This is a genomic window from Streptomyces sp. RKAG337, assembly GCF_023701715.1.
Classification (GTDB): domain Bacteria; phylum Actinomycetota; class Actinomycetes; order Streptomycetales; family Streptomycetaceae; genus Actinacidiphila.
Map to the genome: position 1 here is coordinate 1,771,243 of NZ_JAJOZA010000001.1, position 23,922 is coordinate 1,795,164.

A 23,922-nucleotide genomic window follows, 5' to 3' on the forward strand; every position below is an offset into this window, starting at 1 on the left:
GGGGAGGTGCCCGAAGGAGACACGGTCTGGCTGACCGCCCGCCGGCTCGACGAGGCCCTGGCGGGCCGGTCCCTCGTCCGCGCCGACCTGCGCGTGCCGCAGCTCGCCACCACCGACCTCGCGGACCGTCGCGTCACCGGGGTGATCGCGCGCGGCAAGCATCTGATGACGCGGTTCGACGGCGGTCTGACGCTCCACTCGCATCTGCGCATGGACGGCTCCTGGCATCTGTACGCGCCGGGCGACCGGTGGCGCGGCGGCCCCCTCCACCAGGTCCGCGCCGTACTGGAGACGCCCGCCCGGGTGGCGGTCGGCTACCGGCTGCCGGTGCTGGAGCTGCTGCCCACCGCCGAGGAGGACAGCGTCGTCGGCCATCTCGGCCCCGACCTGCTGGGCCCGGACTGGAATCCGGCCGAGGCCGTCGCGCGGCTGGGCGCCGAACCCGCCCGGCCGGTCGGCGAGGCGCTCCTGGACCAGCGCAATCTGGCGGGCGTCGGCAACGTCTACGTGTCGGAGCTCTGTTTTCTGCGCGGCATCACCCCCTGGACGCCGGTCGGCGAAGCCGGGCCGGAGAAGCTGGTGGCGCTCGCCAAGAAACTGCTGGAGGCGAACAAGGCCCGCCCCGGCCACATCACCACCGGGGACCTGCGGCGCGGCCGCACCCACTGGGTGTACGGCAGGGAGCACCGGCCGTGCCTGCGCTGCGGCACCGCCGTCCGCGTCGGGCAGCACGGACCGCCGGAACGGGCCCGCGTCGCCTACTGGTGTCCGCGCTGCCAGCGAGGCCCGCACCCGCACGCCAATTGACGGACCGTCAGATACGGTCGTACCGTCGCGTCATGCCCATGAAGGCGTACGACCTCACCGGACGCACCGCCCTGGTCACCGGCGCCGCGAGCGGGATCGGCCGCGCGTCCGCCGTTCTGCTGGCCCAAGCCGGCGCCACCGTCGTCTGCGCGGACCGCGACGGTCCCGGCGTGCGGGAGACCGCGGAACTGATCGAGAAGGCCGGCGGCGCCGCCCGCGCCCGGCAGCTGGACGTCACCGACCGGGCCCAGATCGCCGAGACCGTCGCCGAGACGGTCCGCGACCACGGGCGGCTGGACATCCTGGCGGCCATCGCGGGGATCATGCACAGCAGCAGCGTCCTGGAGACCGACGACGCCGATCTGGACCGCGTCCTCGGCGTCAACTTCAAAGGCGTGCTGCACAGCGCCCAGGAGGCGGCCCGCGTCATGACCGCCCAGCGGTCCGGCAGCATCATCACCATGGCCTCCGGCGCGATCGACACCGGCGCCCGCGGCCTGCTCTGCTACAGCGTCTCCAAAGCCGCCGTGGTGCAGCTCACCAAAACCCTGGCCGCCGAACTCGGCCCGCTCGGCATCCGCGCCAACGCCATCGCCCCGGGATTCATCCGCACCCCGATGACCTCCCACTACGGCACGGGGTCCGACGGATCCTTCGACGAGACCACCCAGGCGCGCGCCGAGGCGTCGCTCGTGCGGATGGCACCGCTGGGACGGGTCGGCACCCCCGAGGACGTGGCGGGGTCGGTGCTCTTCCTCGCCTCCGACGCCTCGGCCTTCACCACCGGCCAGATCCTCCGGCCGAACGGCGGGGTCGCCATGCCCTGGTAGCGGCCGCGCCCGGCACGAGCGGCGGTCCGCGGTACGGCGTGCAGCGGTATCAGGCCCAGCCCCCAGCCGCCCGCCAGCACGGCACTCTCGAGGGGCCCGGCCCGGTCGGGCTGCACGGCGAGCCGCAGCGCGGCCCACCACCACAGGACGCCCAGGCCCAGCGCGACGGTCCAGCGGACCGCCCTGCGGGACCACAGACTCCGGATGACCTGGAGCTGGAGCACGCGCATGGCCGCCTCCTTCGGAACCCCGAGGTTGCGGCGGAGAGCCCCGGGAGGCCCTCCGTACCAGGGTGCGATGCCCGGTTCCCAAGATCGCTAGCCCTCTGCCGACGCCCCCGCCCGGACGTTCACCCGATGGGAGCAGCACATCGCCACTGCCTGCGACGATACATCGACGCAACGTGACGAGCCGCCTATCGTAGACCGCTCCGGACCCCGGGCGCCAGGGCGTACGAGGCACGTGGGCCGCACAGCCCGGGGCACGCGGGACGCAGGAGGCGTCCGGGGCGCCCGGAGCGGCCGGGCCGCACCGCGGAGCACCAGGCCATCCCCGAGCGCCACAGACGCCCACCGAGCGCGGCGCCGGCGCTTGCCGCTACACGTTCTCGGCCTGGAACATCCAGTGGAACTTCTCCAGGTCCGCCGTGAGCCCGATGATGATGTCCTGCGAGACCGGGTCGGCGTCCGCCGTCGTCCCGATGCGCTCCCGCATCCGCTCGATCACCGAGTCGAGGGCCGCGATGAGGATGCCCACCGCCTGCGTGTCCTTGATCCAGCCGTCGGTGACCGTGTCGATCCCGCTGGTCTTCGAGACCGTGCCGGCCCGCCCGTCCGCCGTGACGCCGATCGCGGAGGCCCGCTCCGCCACCGTGTCGGCGTGCAGCCTGGCGGTGTCGACGACCTCGTCGAGCTGCAGATGGACCGAGCGGAAGCGCGGGCCCACCACGGTCCAGTGGACCTGTTTGGACACCAGCGCCAGATCCACGAGATCCACCAGAGCGCCCTGCAGCGCCTCACCGACGATCTTGCGCTGCTTCTCGGACAGCGGGCTCTTGACGACACTCATGCCGAATCCTCCTACTGGCGACGGGACTGACGAATGGTCCGTTAAACCCCGTTAAATCCGTATCGCCCACCCTGCCTCGTCCCGCCGCACCGTGCAAAAGCACGGGACCCCGGTCGGCAGTGCCGACCGGGGTCCCGGTACAAGAACTTCTGGAGTGACGGGCGGCTCAGGCCGCGACCACGTCAACGGCCTCAGCGGGCGCCTTCGGCGCCTTGATGGTGACCCGCTCGGTCGTCACAGATGTGACAGAGGTCACCGCACCCAACAGTGGTCGCATCGGCGCCGCGGAGGTCTCGGACGCCGCCGACTGGGCCAGCTCCGCGAGCGACAGATCATCGCTGACCTCGCGCATCACCTCGGACATCGGGACGTCCAGCGCGTCGCAGATCGCGGAGAGCAGCTCGGAGGATGCCTCCTTCTGCCCTCGCTCCACTTCGGACAGATAGCCCAGGGACACCCGGGCGGAAGAGGAGACCTCACGCAGAGTGCGGCCCTGACGTTGGCGCTGCCGACGCAGCACGTCACCCAACAGGCGACGGAGCAGGATCATCGGTGGCTCCCTCCTCGGACCGCGAATCCGGATCCTTCTTGCCCCACCGTACCGCCTCGGGCACCGGCCGTGCGGGGAGCGATGACGTGTTCACTCAGGGCTGCAAACATCCCATCCCCCCGTCTTCTTCCCTATCCTTCGCCCGCACCCCGGTCGTGAGGGACGGCACCCCTGTTGTGCGGGACGGCACCCCTGTCGTGAGGGACCGCTCCAGCAGAGCGAGTGCGGCGGTCACGCTGGCGGCACGGATCTCGGAGCGGCCGCCCTCCAGCCGCAGCGGGTTGACCGCCGAGCCGCCGGGACCGGCCACCGCCACGTACACCGTGCCGACCGGCCGCCCGTCCTGCGGCTCCGGTCCCGCGACGCCGGTGGTGGCCACGCCCCAGTCGGCTTCCAGTCTGCTCCGCACGCCCTCGGCCATCTCGAGGGCCACCTGAGGGTCGACCGCTCCTCGAGCGGCCAGCAGTCCGGCGTCCACGCCGAGCAGTACGTGCTTGAGTTCCGTCGCGTAGGCCGTCACCGAGCCGCGGAAGGTCCGGGAGGCTCCCGGGACGGACGTCAGCTCCGCGGCCAGCAGACCGCCGGTCAGCGACTCGGCGACCGCCAGGGTGAGCCCCCGGCCGTCGAGCAGTCGCAACACCTCGGCCGCTGTCATCCGTTCTGGTGACTCTGCCGCCGCGGGGAGGTCCGCCGTTCGCGCTCCGCGCCCGTTTCGCGCTCCGGGTCCGCGTCCATCGCGGCCTGAAGGTCGGGTTGAGCCTGAGACTTCGCCTGGCCGGGCTTCCCTTGGGTGGGCTTCCCCTGGGTGGGCTTCCCCTGCGCGGCCGCGCGCTCGCGCTGCGCGGCGAGGCCGGCCCGGCGCAGCACGACGGCCTGCCGGATGTAGTCGAGCCCGGTGAGGACGGTCAGCACGACGGCCGCGGCCATCGCCCAGGCCCGCAGCGTCGCCAGCGGCCCGGTGAGGGCCAGGATGTACATGCCGACCGCGATGCCCTGCGTCAGCGTCTTGAGCTTGCCGCCGCGGCTGGCCGGGATCACTCCGTGCCGGATCACCCAGAAGCGCATCAGCGTGATGCCGATCTCCCGGAAGAGGATCACTCCGGTCACCCACCACGGCAGGTCGCCCAGCGCGGACAGCCCGACGAGCGCGGCGCCCATGATCGCCTTGTCGGCGATGGGGTCGGCGATCTTGCCGAAGTCGGTGACCAGCCCGTACCGCCGGGCCAGTTCCCCGTCGAAGAGGTCGGTGATCATCGCGATGGCGAACGCCGCCCAGGCGAACGAACGCCAGGCGGGGTCGTGGCCGCCGTCGTGGATCAGCAGCATGACGAAGCCGGGAACCAGCACCAGCCGCATCATCGTGAGCAGGTTGGCGATGTTCCAGAGCCCGGCCTGGCCGACCACGGGATCGCCCATGTGGTCCGGGGTGGCCGCAGCCGGCACGGGGACTCCGGTCATCTGCCCACCTCCTCCACAGAACAGTCGCCCCCGGTGAGGGGTTCCGCGATGAGGTCGACACCCTCGGTGTCGATCACCTTCGCGGTTACCATCATGCCCGGCTTCAGGCCCTCGCAGGAGGTCAGCGTGGTCGAACCGTCCGTTTCCGGCGCCTGGTGGTCGGCGCGGCCGACCGCCTCACCGGTCTCCTCGTCGATGGACTCGACCAGCACCCGCACCGTGGAGCCGAGCCGCTCCAGGGCGCGCTGAGCGGTCAGCTCCTCCGCGAGACGCGAGACCCGGGCCAGCCGCTGGGCGACGGTGTCCTCGTCGAGCTTGTCGCCGTAGCCGGCGGCCTCGGTGCCGTCCTCGTCCGAGTACCCGAAGACCCCGATGGCGTCGAGCCGCGCGGAGCTGAGGAAGCGTTCCAGCTCCTCCAGGTCCGCCTCGGTCTCGCCGGGGAAGCCGACGATGAAGTTGGAGCGGACACCGGCCTCCGGGGCCTTGCCGCGGATGGTGCCGAGCAGTTCCAGGAAGCTCTCGGTGCTGCCGAAGCGGCGCATCGCGCGCAGCACGCCGGGCGCCGAGTGCTGGAAGGACAGGTCGAAGTACGGCATGACCTTGTCGGTCGAGGTCAGGGCGTCGATCAGGCCGGGGCGCATCTCGGCGGGCTGCAGGTAGCTGACCCGGATCCGCTCGATGCCCGGGACGGCCGCCAGCTCGGGCAGCAGCGTCTCCAGCAGCCGGATGTCGCCGAGGTCCTTGCCGTACGAGGTGTTGTTCTCGCTGACCAGCATGACCTCGCTGACGCCCTGGTCGGCGAGCCAGCGCGTCTCGCCGAGGACGTCCGAGGGGCGGCGGGAGATGAACGAGCCGCGGAAGGACGGGATGGCGCAGAACGAGCAGCGGCGGTCGCAGCCGGAGGCCAGCTTCACCGAGGCGACCGGGCTGTCGTCCAGGCGGCGGCGCAGCGGTGCGCGCGGCCCCGAGGCGGGGGCGACGCCCTCGGGGAGGTCGGCCGGCGCGGGGGCCGGGGCCTCCTGCGCGTGGCCGGGCAGCGCCACCGCGGCGCCCTGCCGCTCTGCGGGGCTGATCGGCAGCAGCTTGCGGCGGTCGCGCGGGGTGTGCGAGGCGTGCACGCCGCCGGACAGGATGGTCTGGAGGCGGTCGGAGATGTCCGTGTAGTCGTCGAAGCCGAGCACCGCGTCGGCCTCGGGCAGGGCCTCGGAGAGCTCCTTGCCGTACCGCTCGGCCATGCAGCCGACCGCGACGACCGCCTGGGTGCGGCCATGACCCTTGAGGTCATTGGCCTCCAGGAGGGCGTCCACGGAGTCCTTCTTGGCGGCGTCGACGAAGCCGCAGGTGTTGACCACGGCGACGTCGGCGTCCGCGGCGTCATCCACCAGCTGCCAGCCGTCCGCCGCCAGACGGCCGGCGAGCTCCTCGGAATCCACCTCATTGCGGGCGCAGCCGAGCGTGACAAGGGCGACGGTACGGGGTTCGGGCATAGGCTCAGCCTACTTTGTCCCAGCCGTCCCTCTTACGTTCACCCGGCCTGGGGGTCTCCGGGGGTGAAGGTGAGCCGTACGACCTGGCCGTCCGTGCCCGCGGGACCGAGGTCCTTGCCGTTGACGAAGAGCTTGATGGCGCCCGCGTCACCGATCACCAACTTGATCTTCTTGTCGTCGGTGAAGGTCTTGGCGTCGCCCTTCTCCAGGTTCCCGGCGAAGAGCGGCTTGCCGGTGCTGTCCGTGGCCTGGATCCAGCTCTTGCCGACGTCCGCGGTCAGCTTCACCGTCACCTTGCCCACCGGGGCGGCCGCGATCGCGCTGTTCGACGGCTCGGGCTTGGGGTCGGCGGGCTTGGGGCTGGGCTTGGCCGTGGTGGCGGTCACCGAGGGCTTGGCGGCGGCCGACGGCGAGTTTCCGCCGGAGCCGTTGAACGCGGTGAAGCCCACGAACCCGACGACCGCGACGATCGCCGCGACCATCGCCGCGGTCCAGTTCGGACGGCGGCGGTCCGGGCGGATCCGCTCCGCCTCGTAGAGCGGCGCGACGGGGACCTGGGTGGTGGCGCCACCGTGCTCGTCCGCGTACTGCTGGACCAGCGGCTCGGGGTCGATCCCGACGGCGCGGGCGAGGTTGCGGATGTGACCGCGGGCGTAGATGTCGCCACCGCAACGGGAGAAGTCGTCCTGTTCGATGGCGAGCACGATGGGGGCGCGCACCCGCGTCGTGGAGCTGACCTCGTCAACGGTCAGTCCGGCGGCGAGGCGGGCCTGGGCAAGGGCACGACCGACGGAGGGCCGGTCGTCGGAGGGCGGGTTGCCGAGGGACACGAGGAAGCCTTTCAGGCTGCAGCCACCTGCTGGAAGTTCAGTCTAGGGGGGTAGCGAAAGTGTGGAGCAAGCGGACAGCCGGTCTTTGTCCGCCATCAGGATTGCCGGACCGTCTCTCACGGATCCGGCGCGCATGGACCTGACAGCCCGCGCGAGCCTGACAGTCGGCCATATGTCGTCCTCCTGCATCAACTTGACGCACGAACAGGAGAAACGGTTGCCCCGCGTGCTCTTACGAGTGAGCATCACCGCGGATGACGGCCAGTACCCCATCCAGTTCGTCCGCTTTGACCATGACATCCCGCGCCTTCGAACCTTCGCTCGGCCCGACGATTCCGCGCGATTCCATCAGATCCATGAGCCTGCCCGCCTTGGCGAATCCCACACGCAACTTCCGCTGCAGCATCGAGGTCGAGCCGAACTGGGTGGAGACGACCAGCTCCGCCGCCTGGCACAACAGGTCCAGGTCATCGCCGATCTCCTCGTCGACCTCCCGCTTGGGCGCCGTGCCGACCGCCACGTCGGTCCGGTAGGTCGGCGTGAGCTGCGCCTTGCAGTGCTCGACGATCTTGGCGATCTCCTCCTCGGTGACGAAGGCGCCCTGCATACGGGTCGGCTTGTTCGCACCCATCGGGAGGAAGAGCCCGTCGCCCCTGCCGATCAGCTTCTCGGCGCCGTTCTGGTCCAGGATGACCCGGCTGTCGGCGAGCGAGGAGGTGGAGAAGGCCAGTCGCGACGGCACGTTCGCCTTGATCAGACCGGTGACGACGTCGACGCTGGGCCGCTGGGTGGCCAGCACCAGGTGGATCCCGGCGGCGCGGGCCAGCTGCGTGATGCGGACGATCGAGTCCTCCACATCGCGCGGCGCGACCATCATCAGGTCGGCCAGCTCGTCCACGATCACCAGCAGGTACGGGTACGGCGACAGCTCGCGCTCGCTGCCCGGCAACGGCTGGGTCTTGCCGGAGCGGACCGCCGCGTTGAAGTCGTCGATGTGCCGGAAGCCGAAGGCCGCCAGGTCGTCGTAGCGCAGGTCCATCTCGCGGACCACCCACTGCAGGGCCTCCGCGGCCCGCTTCGGGTTGGTGATGATCGGCGTGATCAGGTGCGGGATGCCCTCGTACGCGGTCAGCTCGACGCGCTTGGGGTCCACCAGCACCATCCGGACCTCGTCCGGGGTGGCGCGGCACATGATCGAGGTGATGAGGCCGTTGATGCAGGACGACTTTCCCGACCCGGTCGCGCCGGCGACCAGGATGTGCGGCATCTTGGCGAGGTTCGCCATGACGTACCCGCCCTCGACGTCCTTGCCGAGCGCCACCGTCATCGGGTGCTCCTCGCCGGCCGCCGCCGCGGAGCGCAGCACGTCGCCGACGTTGACCATCTCGCGGTCGCTGTTCGGGATCTCGATGCCGACCGCCGACTTGCCGGGGATCGGGCTGATGATCCGGACGTCCGGGCTGGCGACGGAGTACGCGATGTTCTTGGCCAGTGCCGTGATCCGCTCGACCTTGACCGCCGAGCCCAGCTCGATCTCGTAGCGGGTGACCGTCGGGCCGCGGGTGAAGCCGGTGACCGTGGCGTCGACCTTGAACTCGGTGAACACCTGCTGAAGTGAGGCGACCACCGCGTCGTTCGCGGCGCTGCGGGTACGGCCGGGGCCGCCGCGTTTCAGCAGGTCTAGCGAGGGCAGCGAGTACGTGATGTCGCCGGACAGCTGGAGCTGCTCGGCGCGCGGCGGGAGCGGGTCCACCGGGTCGACGGTCTTCTTGGTCAGGTCGGGGACGCCGGAGCCGGTCGACGGCTCGGCGGTGTCCTCGGCGCGGGCCGCGGGCACGCCCGATCCGGTGCCGGACCCCGTCTTGACGCTGTTGCTGAGACCGGCGAGCAGCGGTGACGGCTGCACGCCGTGCAGCACGGCGCCGTCCAGCGCCGCGGCCGCGGCGGCCGCCACGTCCACCGCGTCCATCCCGGAGGCGGCCGCGTAGTCCTGCTGGCCGGGCTCGGGCCTGCGCCGCGGGCGGCGGCGCGGCCGGGGCTCGTCGGCCTCCTCGTCGCCGAACTCCCCCAGCGCCGCCAGTTCCTCCATGCCCTGGTCGTGCTTGGTGAAGCGCAGCGGGGACCGGCGGCGCGGGTAGTCCTCCGCCGGTTCCGGGTCCTCCTCGAACAGCTCCTCCATCGGCACCGCGTCCAGGTCCGGCGGTGCCTCGTACAGGCCGAGCTTGGTGCCGAGCAGCCGCAGCCGCTGCGGAATCGCGTTGACCGGGGTGGCCGTGACGACCAGCAGCCCGAAGACGGTGATGAGCAGCAGCAGCGGTACGGCGAGCGCCGAGCCGACCGTGTAGAGCAGCGGCGACGCGGCCGCCCAGCCGATGAGGCCGCCGGCGTCGCGCAGCGCCTCGGCTCCCGCGTCCCGGCTCGGCGAACCGCAGGCCAGGTGGACCAGGCCGAGGGCGCCGAGCACCAGGGTGGACAGCCCGATGACGATCCGCCCGTTGGCCTCGGGCTGCTCCGGGTGCCGCATCAGCCGGACCGCGACGACGCCGATCAGTATCGGCACCAGCAGATCGAGCCGGCCGAAGGCGCCGGTGACGAGCATCTCCACGAGATCGCCGACCGGGCCGCGCAGATTGGACCAGGTGCCCGCGGCCACGACCAGCGTCAGACCGAGCAGCAGCAGCGCCACGCCGTCCTTGCGGTGCGCGGGGTCGAGGCCGCGTGCTCCGCGCCCTATGCCGCGGAACACCGCGCCGATGCCGTGGGCGACGCCGAGCCACAGGGCGCGCGTCATCCGGTACACACCACCGGTGGGTGACGGGGCCACTCGGGGAGCGGGCTTGGGAGCGGCCCCCTTCGCCGCACGGGGGGCCGCCGCCTTCTTGGCAGGTGGTTTCTTCGCTGCGGTCTTCTTCGCCGCGGTTTTCTTGGCCGCAGGCTTCGCCGGAGCTTTCTTGGCAGTGCCGCCGGGCGTACGTGAGGCCATGGTGCCGAGATTACCTCCGAAGACCCGGCTGGACACGCGTGCGTCGGATACCCCCGTCCGTGTCGCGCCTCGGGTGGGCCAAGGGTGACGCAGCGTCAACGGCGGGGGTTCCGCTCAGTCCTGTGGGGGATACCTGACGCCGCCGTCGCCGGTGCCCGGCTCCAGAGCGTCCAACGCCCGCCGCAGACCGGTGAGCTTGCGCTCCAGATGCGCGGCGGTCGCCACCGCGGCCGCGTCCGCCGACTCGTCGAGCTGCTTCGACAGCGCCTCGGCCTGCTCCTCGACGGCGGCCAGCCGCGCGGAGAGCTCGGCGAGCAGCCCGGCAGGCTCCTTCGCCCCGTTGACGCCCACCGAAGCGCCCTGCTCCAGCTGGAGCCGCAGCAGCGCCGCCTGCTCCCGCAGCTGGCAGTTCTTCATGTAGAGCTCGACGAACACCGACACCTTGGCGCGCAGCACCCAGGGGTCGAAGGGTTTGGAGATGTAGTCGACCGCACCGGCCGCGTAACCGCGGAAGGTGTGGTGCGGGCCGTGGTTGATCGCCGTCAGGAAGATGATCGGGATGTCACGGGTCCGCTCGCGCCGCTTGATGTGGGCGGCGGTCTCGAAACCGTCCATGCCCGGCATCTGCACATCGAGCAGGATCACCGCGAAATCGTCCGTGAGCAGCGCCTTCAGCGCCTCTTCCCCGGATGCCGCCCGTACCAGCGTCTGATCCAGCGCCGAGAGGATCGCCTCCAGCGCCAGCAGATTCTCCGGCCGGTCGTCGACAAGAAGGATCTTGGCCTTCTGCACCATGGCCCGCCCTCCTCGTCCCGGCACCACGCTGGTGGCCGCCCCCGGGGACGACTCCCTTGCGCCGCCCGTCCTTGTGCCGGTCATGGTAGCCGCACCTGCCGTTCGCCACACCCTGTCACCGCCATGTCACTGTGCACGAAGCAGAAACGCTAGCGGAGACCAGAAGGTTCCCTGAATCCCGCCCCCTCACACCTGAATGGACACACGCCGTCAACAGTCCACCTTTCAACGGGGTGTTCCGCGGGCGTTCATCCACTGCTCCATGAGTGCCAGCAGGTGATCGGTGTCGACCGGCTTGGTGACATAGTCCGACGCTCCGGACTCGATGCTCTTCTCCCGGTCGCCCTTCATCGCCTTCGCCGTCAGCGCCAGGATCGGCAGTCCGGCGAACTGCGGCATCCTGCGGATCGCCGTCGTCGTCGCATACCCGTCCATCTCCGGCATCATGATGTCCATCAGGACGATCGCGACATCGTCGTGCTGTTCCAGGACCTCGATCCCCTCGCGGCCGTTCTCCGCGTAGAGCACCGTCAGCCCGTGCTGCTCCAGCACGCTGGTCAGCGCGAAGACATTGCGGATGTCGTCGTCGACGATGAGCACCTTCTCGCCGTTGAACCCGCCCGCGAAGCGCGCGTACCCGTCGGAGTGCGTGCCGTCCACCCAGGACTCCTCCGCGGGCAGCGCGGCGGGCTGGCCCGGGAGCGACTGCAGCTGCGGGGGCGCCGAGCGGCGGCGCAGCCGGGACAGGCTGCTGCCGGCGAGGCGGTTGCGGGTGGGCGCGTGGTGCTCCGACTCGCTGATCACCTCGCCGCCGGGCAGCTGCGGGTAGCCGTGCGGCGGCAGTTCACTGCTGCTGAGCGGCAGGTACAGGGTGAACGTCGAGCCGCGGCCGGGCTGGCTGTCCGCGTGGATCTCCCCGCCCAGCAGCCGGGCGATCTCCCGGCTGATCGACAGGCCCAGGCCGGTGCCGCCGTACTTGCGGCTGGTGGTGCCGTCGGCCTGCTTGAACGCCTCGAAGATCACCCGCATCTTGCTCGCCGCGATCCCGATCCCGGTGTCGGTGACGGAGAACGCGATCAGCGGCTGGTCCGCGTCGCGCAGCGCCCCGGACTCCAGCAGCTGCTCGCGGATCGACTGCGGGACCTCGGGACCCGCCGGCCGGATGACCAGCTCGACGGAACCGCTGTCGGTGAACTTGACCGCGTTGGAGAGCAGGTTGCGCAGCACCTGCAGCAGCCGCTGCTCGTCCGTGTGCAGGGTGACCGGGAGCTCCGGCGAGACCCGGACCGAGAAGTCCAGGCCCTTCTCGGCGGTCAGCGGACGGAACGTCGCCTCGACGTAGTCGACGAGCTGCACCAGGGCGATACGGGTCGGGCTGACGTCCATCTTGCCCGCCTCGACCTTCGACAGGTCGAGGATGTCGTTGATGAGCTGCAGCAGGTCCGAACCCGCCCCGTGGATCGTCTCGGAGAACTCGACCTGCTTCGACGACAGGTTCCCGTCGGCGTTGTCGGCGAGCAGCTTGGCCAGGATCAGCAGCGAGTTGAGCGGGGTGCGCAGCTCGTGCGACATGTTGGCCAGGAACTCGGACTTGTAGCGCATCGAGACCGCGAGCTGCTCGGCGCGCTCCTCCAGGACCTGCCGGGCCTCCTCGATCTCGGTGTTCTTCACCTCGATGTCGCGGTTCTGCCGGGCCAGCAGCTCGGCCTTCTCCTCCAGCTCGGCGTTGGACAGCTGCAGCGCCTTCTGCCGGTTCTCCAGCTCGCCGGACCGCTCCTTGAGCTGCTCGGTCAGCTCCTGGGACTGCTCGAGCAGCCCCTCGGTCTTGGTGTTGACGCTGATCGTGTTCACGCTGATCGCGATGATGTCGGTGATCTGGCTGAGGAAGTCCTTCTGGATCTGGGTGAACTGCTGGAACGCGGCCAGTTCGATCACGCCCAGGATCCGGTCCTCGAACAGCACCGGCAGGACGATGACGTGCGCCGGGGGCGCCTCACCGAGCCCCGAGACGATCTTCAGATACCCCGGCGGCACGTTCTCGATCAGGATCGACCGCTTCTCGATCGCGGCCTGCCCGATCAGCGCCTCACCGGGCAGGAACGTGGTCGGCATGGAGCGCTTGGAGAAGCCGTACGACCCGACGAGCCGCAGCTCGTACGCGTCCTCGTCCTCCCCCGAGCCGATCTCGGTGCCGTCGCCGATCTCCTCGGCGAGGAAGAACGCGCCGTGCTGCGCGGAGACCACCGGGGTCAGCTCGCTCATGATCAGCGCGGCCACGTCGCCCAGCTCCCGGCGGCCCTGCATCAGGCCGGAGATACGGGCCAGGTTGCCCTTGAGCCAGTCCTGCTCCTTGTTGGCGAGCGTGGTCTCCCGGAGGCGCACGATCATCGTGTTGATGTAGTCCTGGAGTTCCAGGATCTCGCCGGCCGCGTCCACGTCGATGCGGAGATTGAGGTCGCCGCGGGTCACCGCGGTGGCCACCTGCGCGATGTTGCGGACCTGGCTGGTGAGGTTGTTGGCCATCAGGTTCACCGATTCGGTGAGGTCCTTCCAGATGCCGGAGACGTCCGGCACACGGGCCTGGCCGCCCAGCCGGCCCTCGGTACCCACCTCGCGCGCCACCCGGGTGACCTCGTCACCGAAGGCGGACAGCTGGCCGACCATCGTGTTGATGGTCGTCTTCAGCTCCAGGATCTCGCCGCGAGCGTCCACGTCGATCTTCTTGGACAGGTCGCCGCGGGCGACCGCGGTCGTCACCATGGCGATGTTGCGGACCTGTCCGGTCAGGTTGGACGCCATGCCGTTCACCGATTCGGTGAGGTCCTTCCACGTGCCGGCGACGCCGGGTACGCGGGCCTGGCCGCCGAGGATGCCCTCGGTGCCGACCTCGCGGGCGACGCGGGTGACCTCGTCACCGAACGCCGACAGCGTGTCGACCATCGTGTTGATCGTTTCTGCGAGCTGGGCGACCTCGCCGCGCGCCTCGACGGTGATCTTCTTGGTGAGATCGCCGTTGGCGACCGCGGTGGCGACCGCGGCGATCGAACGCACCTGATTGGTCAGGTTGTTGGCCATCAGGTTGACGTTGTCGGTCAGGTCCTTCCAGATGCCCGACACGTCGCGCACCCTGGCCTGCCCGCCCAACTGGCCCTCGGTACCCACCTCGCGGGCGACGCGGGTGACCTCGTCACCGAACGCCGACAGGGTGTCCACCATCGTGTTGACGGTGGTGACCAGGGCGAGGATCTCGCCCTTGGCGTCGACGGTGATCTTCTTCGACAGATCGCCGCTGGCGACCGCCGTCGTGACCTCCGCGATGTTGCGGACCTGGCTCGTCAGGTTGTTGGCCATGAAGTTGACGGACTGCGTGAGGTCCTTCCACGTGCCGCTCACGCCCTTGACCTCGGCCTGGCCGCCCAGGATCCCCTCGGTACCCACTTCGCGGGCCACCCGGGTCACCTGCTCCGCGAAGGACGACAGCTGGTCGACCATCGTGTTCAGGGTGTTCTTCAGCTCGAGGATCTCGCCGCGGGCGTCCACGTCGATCTTCTGCGACAGGTCGCCGCGCGCCACCGCCGTAGCGACCTGCGCGATGTTGCGGACCTGGGCGGTCAGGTTCCCCGCCATGCCGTTCACCGAATCGGTCAGATCGCGCCACACACCGGCGACGCCGGGCACCTGCGCCTGACCGCCGAGCCGGCCCTCGGTACCCACGTCGCGCGCGACGCGGGTCACCTGGTCGGCGAACGAGGACAGCTGGTCGACCATCGTGTTGATGGTGTTCTTCAGCTCCAGGATCTCGCCCCGGGCGTCCACGTCGATCTTCTGCGACAGGTCGCCGCGCGCCACCGCCGTCGTCACCTGGGCGATCTGCCGTACCTGGGACGTCAGGTTGCCCGCCATGAAGTTGACGGAGTCCGTCAGGTCCTTCCAGGTGCCGGCGACGCCGTCCACCCGCGCCTGGCCGCCGAGCCGGCCCTCCGTGCCCACGTCCCGCGCCATCCGGGTCACCTGGGCCGCGAAGGACGACAGCTGGTCGACCATGCGGTTCACGGTGTTCTTCAGCTCCAGCATCTCGCCGGAGACGTCCACCGTGACCTTCTGCGACAGGTCGCCGTTGGCGACCGCCGTCGTCACCTGCGCGATGTTGCGGACCTGGCCCGTCAGGTTGCGGAAGGCGGTGTTCACCGAGTCGGTGAGGTCCTTCCACGTACCGGCCGCGCCCGGCACCTGCGCCTGACCGCCCAGCTCGCCCTCGACGCCGACCTCGCGCGCCACCCGCGTCACTTCCGCGCCGAAGGAGGACAGCTGGTCCACCATCGTGTTCACGGTGTTCTTGAGCTCCAGCATCTCGCCGGAGACGTCCACGGTCACCTTCTGCGACAGGTCGCCGTTGGCGACCGCCGTCGTCACCTGCGCGATGTCCCGCACCTGCGCGGTGAGGTTGCGGAAGGCGGTGTTCACCGAGTCGGTGAGGTCCTTCCACGTCCCCGCCGCTCCCGGCACCTGCGCCTGACCGCCCAGCAGCCCCTCGGCGCCGACCTCGCCCGCCACCCGGGTCACCTCGTCGGCGAACGTCCGCAGCGTCTCGGTCATCGCGTTGATCGTCTCGGCGAGCTGCGCGACCTCGCCGCGCGCCCCGATGGTGATCTTCTGCGACAGATCGCCGTTGGCGACCGCCGCCGTCACCTGCGCGATGTCCCGCACCTGGGCCGTCAGATTCCCGGCCATGAGGTTGACGGAGTCCGTCAGGTCCTTCCACACCCCGGCGACGTCCGGCACCTGCGCCTGACCGCCGAGCTCGCCCTCCGTACCGACCTCACGGGCGACGCGGGTCACCTCGGAGGCGAACGACGACAGCTGGTCCACCATCGTGTTGACAGTGTTCTTCAGCTCCAGCATCTCGCCGGCCACGTGAACCGTGACCTTCCGGGACAGGTCACCCTTGGCGACCGCCGTCGTCACGAGAGCGATGTCACGTACCTGGGCGGTGAGCCGGGACGCCATCGTGTTGACGGAATCCGTCAGGTCCTTCCACGAACCGGACATACCGCGCACCTTGGCCTGGCCGCCGAGTTTGCCCTCGGTGCCGACCTCGCTGGCGACGCGGGTCACCTCGTCGGTGAACGCGGACAACTGGTCCACCAGGCCGTTGACCGTCCGGCCGACCTTGAGGAACTCACCGCGCAGCGGGTGCGCGGAACCGTCCGCGCCCTGCGACCGCAGGTCCATCCGCTGTTCCAGATCGCCCTCCGCGACCGCCGACAGCACCCTTCCGACCTCGGAGACCGGCCGGACGAGATCGTCGACCAGCGCGTTGGACGCGTCGATCGCCGCCGCCCAGGAGCCCTCGCAGGCGCCGGTCTCCAGCCGCTCCGTGAGCTTTCCCTCACGGCCGACCACCCGGCGCACCCGCGCCAGCTCACCCGTCAGATGCTGATTACGGTCGGCGACCTCGTTGAAGACGGCGGAGATCTCCGCCATCAGCCCGTCTCCCGACACCGTCAACCGCTTGCGGAAGTTGCCGTCCCTCATGGACGCCAACGCCGCCAGAAGTCTGTACAAGGCAGCCGAATCCACCTCGATGGTCCCGTTGGCGCGGGATCGCGCGTTCTTTGCACGCGAAACTGCACCGCGCGTCGATGCGCTGGACTCCACCGTGTCCCTCCCGGAGGGTCGACCAAACTGCTCGTGAACTGCCTCTTAGACATGCCCAGTGTTTCACCATGCCTGCGCATGGCCATAACAGTTCGGCAGCTTCGCATATGACCTGTCGCACGATCGGGGCAGAAACACCCGGAACCAGCGCACACGCCATCAGCAGAGGTAAGTAACCTGGCATCCGGTTGCCCGCCACAGACCGGGCCTACACCTCACGGGGGCCGCCGGTGACGGCGCAGGGAATCGAGAGCGAGACCGACGACAGCGTCCTGGGGCGCACAAGGAGTTCTGTGATCACGGCGCGGGCAGCGGCCACCTTCCAGCCGGTGGGGCGATCGGTCGCCGTCGCGCGCGCCTTCGTCCGCGACACCCTGCAGGGCTGGGGCTTCTCCGACATCGTCGACGACGCTGTCGTCCTGACCAGCGAACTCGTCACGAATGCCGTGGTCCACGCCGGCACCGCCGCTGACGTACAGTGCCTGCGCTACGACACAGCGGTACGTGTCGAGGTCGCCGACCGGTACCCGGAGCGCGAGGTCCCGCTCCAGGACGCCGGCCTCCAGATCCGCAACCCGGACAGCGAAGGCGGCCGCGGCCTCGTCCTCTGCTCCGCCCTCGCCAGCCGCTGGGGCGTCGAGTACACCCCCGCCGCCAAGCACGTCTGGTTCCAGCTCGACCTGCCGGAGCGCTCCGCGGGCACCCGCGCCGCGAGCCCCGCGCTGCCGACCGCCGCCCTCCCGCTGACCGACGAGCGGGTCCGCGTCGCCGTGATCCAGGTCGACCGCCACGCCGTCGTCACGCGCTGGAACGACGACGCCACGGATCTGTTCGGTCACACCTCGGAGCAGATGATCGGCAAGCCCCTCACCGAGCTCACCGCGTGGCCGCAGACCCCCGGCACCGGCATCGGCCTCGCCGAGGCGCTGCTCCTCTCCCGCTGGGAGGGCACCTACGGGATACGGGGCGCCGACGGCCGCGTGCAGCCCGTGTACGGGTCCCATCTGCGGGTCCGCGACACCACCGGCGAGCCCTCCACCGTCTGTCTGCTGGTCCGCGCCGACGAGCGGGCCGTCCTGCAGAGCCCCTCGCGCGGCCCCGTCAACTCGGACGCCGCGTCCGGCGACCGTGGAAAGGCCGCGGACGCCTTCGAGGTGTTCATCGGCTCCCCGGCGCCCGACGACCTCGACGGGCTCCTGCAGCGCACCGTGGAGCGCGCCCGCGACATGCTCGACGGCGACGCCGCGTACCTGCTGCTCGCCACCGACGACGAGACGGAGCTGGAGGTGCGCGCCTCCACCGGCCTGCCCTCCGCCCGTCAGCGCTTCGCCCGCGTCCCCGTCGAGGCCGGCACCGGCCGCTACGGCAGCGCCAGGATGCCCGCCGTCCATGAGGACCTCAACGCCGTCCCCGGCGCCGTCCCGCTGCTCGCCGGCACCGGGATGCGCTCCATCGTCACCGTGCCGCTGAAGGTCGAGGGCCGGCTCACCGGCTCCCTCGGCGTCGCCGCCGAGGCCCCGGGCCGCTACTCCAACGAGGAAGCGCTGCGGCTGCAGTTCGCCGCCGACCGCATCGCGCTGGCCGTCGAGAGCGCCCGCCTCACCGAACTGGAACGGCTGCGCCGCGGCTCGCTGTCCTTCCTCGTCGAGGCCTCCGACCTGCTCGCGGGCACCCTGGAACGCGACCAGACGCTGGCCCTCATGGCCCAGATGACCGTTCCCACCCTGGCCAGTTGGTGTGCCGTCTACACCATCGCCGAACAGTCGGAACCCGAACTCGCCTTCGTGCTGCACGAGGACGAGGACCGGATCGACGGCATCAAGGCCCTGCTGGCGAAGCTCAACCCGCCCGCGCCGGAGCCCACGCCCGGCGCGCGCATCTGGACCGCGCCCTCCGACGCCGCCCACTCCACCGCGCTGCGCGCCTCGTTGCGCAGCCTCGGCCTCGGCGAGGCCGGCCGCCCGGCGACCGGACCCGGCACCGCGCTGGCGACCGCCGCCGCGGTCGGCGGTGAGACCGTGGTCCTGCCGCTCGTCGCCCGCAACCGCGTCATCGGCATGCTCACCCTCGGCAAGCCCGCGGACGAACGGTTCCGCCAGGAGATCCTCGAACTCGCCGAGGACCTCTCCCGCCGCGCCGCCCTCGCCCTGGACAACGCCCGTCTGTACAGCGAGCGCACGGCCATCAGCCAGGCCCTCCAGCGCAGCCTGCTGCCGCCGGGGCTGCCTCCCATCCCCGGCGTCGAGGTCGAGGTCATCTACCGGGCGGCCGGTGAGGGCAACGAGGTCGGCGGCGACTTCTACGACCTGTTCCCGATCCGCGACGGCTGCTGGGGCTTCGCCATCGGCGACGTCTGCGGCACCGGCCCGGAGGCCGCGGCCGTCACGGGTCTGGCCCGGCACGCGATCCGGCTCCTCGCCCGCGAGGGCTTCGGCGGCCCGGCAGTCCTGGAGCGGCTCAACGCCGCCATCCTGGACGAGGGCGCCCGCAGCCGCTTCCTGACCCTGCTCTACGGGGAGTTGTGGCCGCAGCCCGACGGCAGCGCCATCCTCAAGGTGGTCTGCGCAGGCCACCCGCTGCCGCTGCGACTGCGCCCGGACGGCACCGTGGAGTCCGCCGCCGACCCGCAGCCGCTCCTCGGCGTCCTGGAGGACCTGGAGCTCGTCGAACAGACGATCACGCTGGACCCGGGCGACGTCATGCTCTGTGTCACCGACGGGGTGACCGAACGCCGCGAGGGCACCCGCATGCTCGGTGACGACGGCCTCGCCGACGTCCTGGCCACCTGCACCGGCCTCACCGCCGGCGCGGTCGCCGCCCGGATCCAGCGAGCTGTGGAGCGCTTCGCCTCCGACGCGCCCTCGGACGACATGGCCATCCTCGCGATGCGCGTCCCCGCCCTGCCCGACAACTGACGGCACGGCAGGAACCCGCGGTGCCACGGGCACCGGCGGTCCGGACAACGAAAAGACCCCCGCCGTCAGGCGGGGGGTCTTTCTCTGCTGGGCCCCCATGCGGAATCGAACCGCAGACCTTCTCCTTACCATGGAGACGCTCTACCGACTGAGCTATAGGGGCTCGGTGTCGACAAGGAAAATCTTAACCCATGAAGACCCGTGCTCGGTAACCCGCCCCGACCCGCCCCCGAACCGGATCAGAGCAGGCCACCGAGGGCGTTGCAGGCGTCGGCGATATGCGTCAACTCCCGCTGGGTGAGACCCGAGTGCACCGGCAGCGACAGGGCCTGTGCGGCGGCTCTTTCGGTCTCCGGCAGCACCTCACGGGACCGGTGCGCCGCGAGCCGGTGCACGGGCGTCGGGACGCTCACGGTCGCCCGTACTCCGCGCCTCGTCAGCGCCCTGGCGAAGGCGTCCCGGTCGGGCCGGCCGTTGCCCGGGATCCGCACCGTGTAGTGGTGGTAGACGTGGTGCGCGCCCGGCTCGACGTACGGCACGATGACGCCGGTCAGCGCCGAGTCCAGGAAGCGGGCGTGTGCGCGGCGCCGGGCGATCTCCCCCACGTCCCCCGCCGGCTCCTCCTCCTCGACCAGCGCGATCCCCTGCCGCGCCGCCAGCTCGCCCAGTTCCCGCATGGGCGCCGGGTGGCCGAAGAGGTGCACTGCTATGACGGCCGACGTCCTGGGGGTCAGGGCGGCCTCCACGGAGGCGGGGTCGAGGCAGTACGTCCGCGGGTCGATATCGGCGAACACCGGGGTCGCGCCCACCATCACCACGGCCGCCGCGGACGACTCGGGGGCGAAGGACGGCACGATCACCTCGTCGCCCACACCGATACCGAGAGCTTGCAGGGGCTGCCTGTCCATCATCAGCTGACGCACGTCCCTACCTCCACATGTCGAGGTGCCAAGGTTCCCGCCGGGACATGAACATGGGGTGACGGACAACAAAAAAGCCCCAACCCCGAGCCGAAGCTCGGGGGTTGGGGCTGAATGATTGTTCGGCGGCGTCCTACTCTCCCACAGGGTCCCCCTGCAGTACCATCGGCGCTGAAAGGCTTAGCTTCCGGGTTCGGAATGTAACCGGGCGTTTCCCTAACGCTATGACCACCGAAACACTATGAAGTTAACCAACCGGATACTGGCACGGTTCGTTACTTCAGAACTACACAGTGGACGCGAAGCAAAAATAGTTAGACAAGCCCTCGGCCTATTAGTACCAGTCAGCTACACCCGTTACCGGGCTTCCACATCTGGCCTATCAACCCAGTCGTCTACTGGGAGCCTTAACCCCTCAAAGGGGGTGGGAATACTCATCTCGAAGCAGGCTTCCCGCTTAGATGCTTTCAGCGGTTATCCTTTCCGAACGTAGCCAACCAGCCGTGCCCTTGGCAGGACAACTGGCACACCAGAGGTTCGTCCGTCCCGGTCCTCTCGTACTAGGGACAGCCCTTCTCAATATTCCTGCGCGCGCAGCGGATAGGGACCGAACTGTCTCACGACGTTCTAAACCCAGCTCGCGTACCGCTTTAATGGGCGAACAGCCCAACCCTTGGGACCGACTCCAGCCCCAGGATGCGACGAGCCGACATCGAGGTGCCAAACCATCCCGTCGATATGGACTCTTGGGGAAGATCAGCCTGTTATCCCCGGGGTACCTTTTATCCGTTGAGCGACGGCGCTTCCACAAGCCACCGCCGGATCACTAGTCCCGACTTTCGTCCCTGCTCGACCCGTCAGTCTCACAGTCAAGCTCCCTTGTGCACTTACACTCAACACCTGATTGCCAACCAGGCTGAGGGAACCTTTGGGCGCCTCCGTTACTCTTTAGGAGGCAACCGCCCCAGTTAAACTACCCACCAGACACTGTCCCTGATCCGGATCACGGACCGAGGTTAGACATCCAGCACGACCAGAGTGGTATTTCAACGACGACTCCACCATGGCTGGCGCCATGACTTCACAGTCTCCCACCTATCCTACACAAGCCGAACCGAACACCAATATCAAGCTATAGTAAAGGTCCCGGGGTCTTTCCGTCCTGCTGCGCGAAACGAGCATCTTTACTCGTAGTGCAATTTCACCGGGCCTATGGTTGAGACAGTCGAGAAGTCGTTACGCCATTCGTGCAGGTCGGAACTTACCCGACAAGGAATTTCGCTACCTTAGGATGGTTATAGTTACCACCGCCGTTTACTGGCGCTTAAGTTCTCAGCTTCGCCACACCGAAATGTGACTAACCGGTCCCCTTAACGTTCCAGCACCGGGCAGGCGTCAGTCCGTATACATCGCCTTACGGCTTCGCACGGACCTGTGTTTTTAGTAAACAGTCGCTTCTCGCTGGTCTCTGCGGCCACCCCCAGCTCAGGAAGCAAGTTCCCTCACCAGTTGTGGCCCCCTTCTCCCGAAGTTACGGGGGCATTTTGCCGAGTTCCTTAACCATAGTTCACCCGAACGCCTCGGTATTCTCTACCTGACCACCTGAGTCGGTTTAGGGTACGGGCCGCCATGAAACTCGCTAGAGGCTTTTCTCGACAGCATAGGATCATCCACTTCACCACAATCGGCTCGGCATCAGGTCTCAGACTATGTGTTGCGCGGATTTGCCTACGCAACGTCCTACACCCTTACCCCGGGACTACCACCGCCCGGGCTGGACTACCTTCCTGCGTCACCCCATCGCTTACCTACTACCACCTTGGACCGGCGGCTCCACCACTCCCCTTTGCCCGAAGGCTCCAGGACGGCTTCACGGCCTTAGCATCAGAGGGTTCGATACTGGGCGTTTCAAAGCGGGTACCGGAATATCAACCGGTTGTCCATCGACTACGCCTGTCGGCCTCGCCTTAGGTCCCGACTTACCCTGGGCAGATCAGCTTGACCCAGGAACCCTTAGTCAATCGGCGCACACGTTTCCCACGTGTGTATCGCTACTCATGCCTGCATTCTCACTCGTGTACCGTCCACGACTGGCTTCCGCCGCCGCTTCACCCGGCACACGACGCTCCCCTACCCATCCCCGCACCCGTTAGGGCTTCACACGGGAATGACACGACTTCGGCGGTACGCTTGAGCCCCGCTACATTGTCGGCGCGGAATCACTTGACCAGTGAGCTATTACGCACTCTTTCAAGGATGGCTGCTTCTAAGCCAACCTCCTGGTTGTCTCTGCGACTCCACATCCTTTCCCACTTAGCGTACGCTTAGGGGCCTTAGTCGATGCTCTGGGCTGTTTCCCTCTCGACCATGGAGCTTATCCCCCACAGTCTCACTGCCGCGCTCTCACTTACCGGCATTCGGAGTTTGGCTAAGGTCAGTAACCCGGTAGGGCCCATCGCCTATCCAGTGCTCTACCTCCGGCAAGAAACACGCGACGCTGCACCTAAATGCATTTCGGGGAGAACCAGCTATCACGGAGTTTGATTGGCCTTTCACCCCTAACCACAGGTCATCCCCCAGGTTTTCAACCCTGGTGGGTTCGGTCCTCCACGAAGTCTTACCTCCGCTTCAACCTGCCCATGGCTAGATCACTCCGCTTCGGGTCTTGGGCGCGCGACTCATTCGCCCTATTCGGACTCGCTTTCGCTACGGCTACCCCACACGGGTTAACCTCGCCACACACCGCAAACTCGCAGGCTCATTCTTCAAAAGGCACGCAGTCACGAGATACCAGCAAGCTGGTATCCGACGCTCCCACGGCTTGTAGGCACACGGTTTCAGGTACTATTTCACTCCGCTCCCGCGGTACTTTTCACCATTCCCTCACGGTACTATCCGCTATCGGTCACCAGGGAATATTTAGGCTTAGCGGGTGGTCCCGCCAGATTCACACGGGATTTCTCGGGCCCCGTGCTACTTGGGTGTCGTACAAGCAAGCCGTACAGATTTCAGCTACGGGGGTCTTACCCTCTACGCCGGACCTTTCGCATGTCCTTCGCCTATCCATACGGTTTCTGACTCGCCCAACAGTCGGCAGACTGCTGAAGTACGATCCCACAACCCCGCATACGCAACCCCTGCCGGGTATCACACGCATACGGTTTGGCCTCATCCGGTTTCGCTCGCCACTACTCCCGGAATCACGGTTGTTTTCTCTTCCTGCGGGTACTGAGATGTTTCACTTCCCCGCGTTCCCTCCACATACCCTATGTGTTCAGGTATGGGTGACAGCCCATGACGACTGCCGGGTTTCCCCATTCGGACACCCCCGGATCACAGCTCAGTTGACAGCTCCCCGGGGCCTATCGCGGCCTCTCGCGTCCTTCATCGGTTCCTGGTGCCAAGGCATCCACCGTGCGCCCTTAAAAACTTGCCTTACAGATGCTCGCGTCCACTATGTAGTTCTCAAGCAACGAACCCTCCCCCACGCAGCTCCACCCAAAGGCGAAGTGTTGTGAGGCCGGCGTCGAGAAGGAACTTTCGTTCCCTCAGGACCCAACAGCGTGCCCGGTACAGTCCCATCACTCATGTTTTCCACGCCGAAGCAGTACTTACCTGAGC

At 68.7% G+C, this 23,922-nt stretch carries 13 protein-coding genes, 1 tRNA gene and 2 rRNA genes; 3 read left to right on the plus strand and 13 right to left on the minus strand.

The annotated features are described in order from the left end of the window. The first annotated feature begins 6 nt into the window (after positions 1–6). Complete coding sequence (locus tag LNW73_RS07785; RefSeq protein ID WP_250989443.1) at positions 7–807, plus strand: DNA-formamidopyrimidine glycosylase family protein; 801 nt, start codon at positions 7–9, stop codon at positions 805–807. Between the two features lie 32 nt (positions 808–839). Beyond that, positions 840–1,637 (plus strand): SDR family NAD(P)-dependent oxidoreductase, encoded by a 798-nt coding sequence (locus tag LNW73_RS07790; RefSeq protein WP_250989444.1) that lies wholly within the window; start codon positions 840–842, stop codon positions 1,635–1,637. A 597-nt stretch (positions 1,638–2,234) separates the two neighbouring features. On the opposite strand, the gene LNW73_RS07800 is transcribed toward LNW73_RS07790, so the two are convergent. From LNW73_RS07800 to LNW73_RS07840, 9 genes are all read right to left on the minus strand, one after another. Next, the gene (locus LNW73_RS07800; RefSeq protein WP_250989445.1) at positions 2,235–2,705 is read right to left on the minus strand and encodes a Dps family protein; all 471 of its coding nucleotides are present in this window, start codon (positions 2,703–2,705) and stop codon (positions 2,235–2,237) included. A 166-nt stretch (positions 2,706–2,871) separates the two neighbouring features. After that, positions 2,872–3,255 carry a helix-turn-helix domain-containing protein gene (locus LNW73_RS07805; protein ID WP_250978037.1) on the minus strand — a complete coding sequence of 128 codons (384 nt, stop codon included), beginning with the start codon at positions 3,253–3,255 and terminating at the stop codon, positions 2,872–2,874. Positions 3,256–3,349: 94 nt separating this feature from the next. Next, the gene (locus LNW73_RS07810; protein ID WP_250989446.1) at positions 3,350–3,910 is read right to left on the minus strand and encodes a CinA family protein; all 561 of its coding nucleotides are present in this window, start codon (positions 3,908–3,910) and stop codon (positions 3,350–3,352) included. Next, positions 3,907–4,713, minus strand: a complete 807-nt coding sequence (gene pgsA, locus LNW73_RS07815; RefSeq protein WP_250989447.1) for a CDP-diacylglycerol--glycerol-3-phosphate 3-phosphatidyltransferase — start codon at positions 4,711–4,713, stop codon at positions 3,907–3,909. The genes LNW73_RS07810 and pgsA overlap by 4 nt, the downstream gene beginning before the upstream one ends. Then, entirely contained in the window at positions 4,710–6,200 is a 1,491-nt protein-coding gene (rimO, locus tag LNW73_RS07820) for a 30S ribosomal protein S12 methylthiotransferase RimO (RefSeq protein WP_250989448.1), read from the minus strand. Before rimO ends, pgsA begins: the two co-directional genes overlap by 4 nt. Positions 6,201–6,238: 38 nt before the next feature. Beyond that, positions 6,239–7,030, minus strand: coding sequence for a helix-turn-helix domain-containing protein (locus LNW73_RS07825; protein WP_250989449.1), 792 nt, complete (start codon positions 7,028–7,030; stop codon positions 6,239–6,241). Between the two features lie 232 nt (positions 7,031–7,262). Beyond that, positions 7,263–10,013 carry an FtsK/SpoIIIE family DNA translocase gene (locus LNW73_RS07830; protein ID WP_250989450.1) on the minus strand — a complete coding sequence of 917 codons (2,751 nt, stop codon included), beginning with the start codon at positions 10,011–10,013 and terminating at the stop codon, positions 7,263–7,265. Positions 10,014–10,127: 114 nt separating this feature from the next. After that, positions 10,128–10,808 (minus strand): response regulator, encoded by a 681-nt coding sequence (locus LNW73_RS07835; RefSeq protein ID WP_138358936.1) that lies wholly within the window; start codon positions 10,806–10,808, stop codon positions 10,128–10,130. Between the two features lie 225 nt (positions 10,809–11,033). Next, the gene (locus LNW73_RS07840) at positions 11,034–16,466 is read right to left on the minus strand and encodes a HAMP domain-containing protein (protein ID WP_250978032.1); all 5,433 of its coding nucleotides are present in this window, start codon (positions 16,464–16,466) and stop codon (positions 11,034–11,036) included. 293 nt (positions 16,467–16,759) lie between these two features. Here LNW73_RS07840 and LNW73_RS07845 point away from each other — a divergent pair, with 293 nt between their 5' ends. After that, entirely contained in the window at positions 16,760–19,381 is a 2,622-nt protein-coding gene (locus LNW73_RS07845; protein WP_250980352.1) for a SpoIIE family protein phosphatase, read from the plus strand. Between the two features lie 90 nt (positions 19,382–19,471). Here LNW73_RS07845 and LNW73_RS07850 read toward each other — a convergent pair. The 4 genes from LNW73_RS07850 to LNW73_RS07865 form a co-directional block, all read right to left on the minus strand. After that, positions 19,472–19,544, minus strand: a tRNA-Thr gene (locus tag LNW73_RS07850). A 76-nt stretch (positions 19,545–19,620) separates the two neighbouring features. Beyond that, complete coding sequence (locus tag LNW73_RS07855; protein ID WP_250980351.1) at positions 19,621–20,292, minus strand: DegT/DnrJ/EryC1/StrS family aminotransferase; 672 nt, start codon at positions 20,290–20,292, stop codon at positions 19,621–19,623. A gap of 129 nt (positions 20,293–20,421) precedes the next feature. Further along, positions 20,422–20,537, minus strand: a 5S ribosomal RNA gene (gene rrf / locus LNW73_RS07860). A gap of 78 nt (positions 20,538–20,615) precedes the next feature. Next, positions 20,616–23,737: ribosomal RNA gene (locus LNW73_RS07865) — 23S ribosomal RNA — on the minus strand. Positions 23,738–23,922 lie beyond the last annotated feature (185 nt).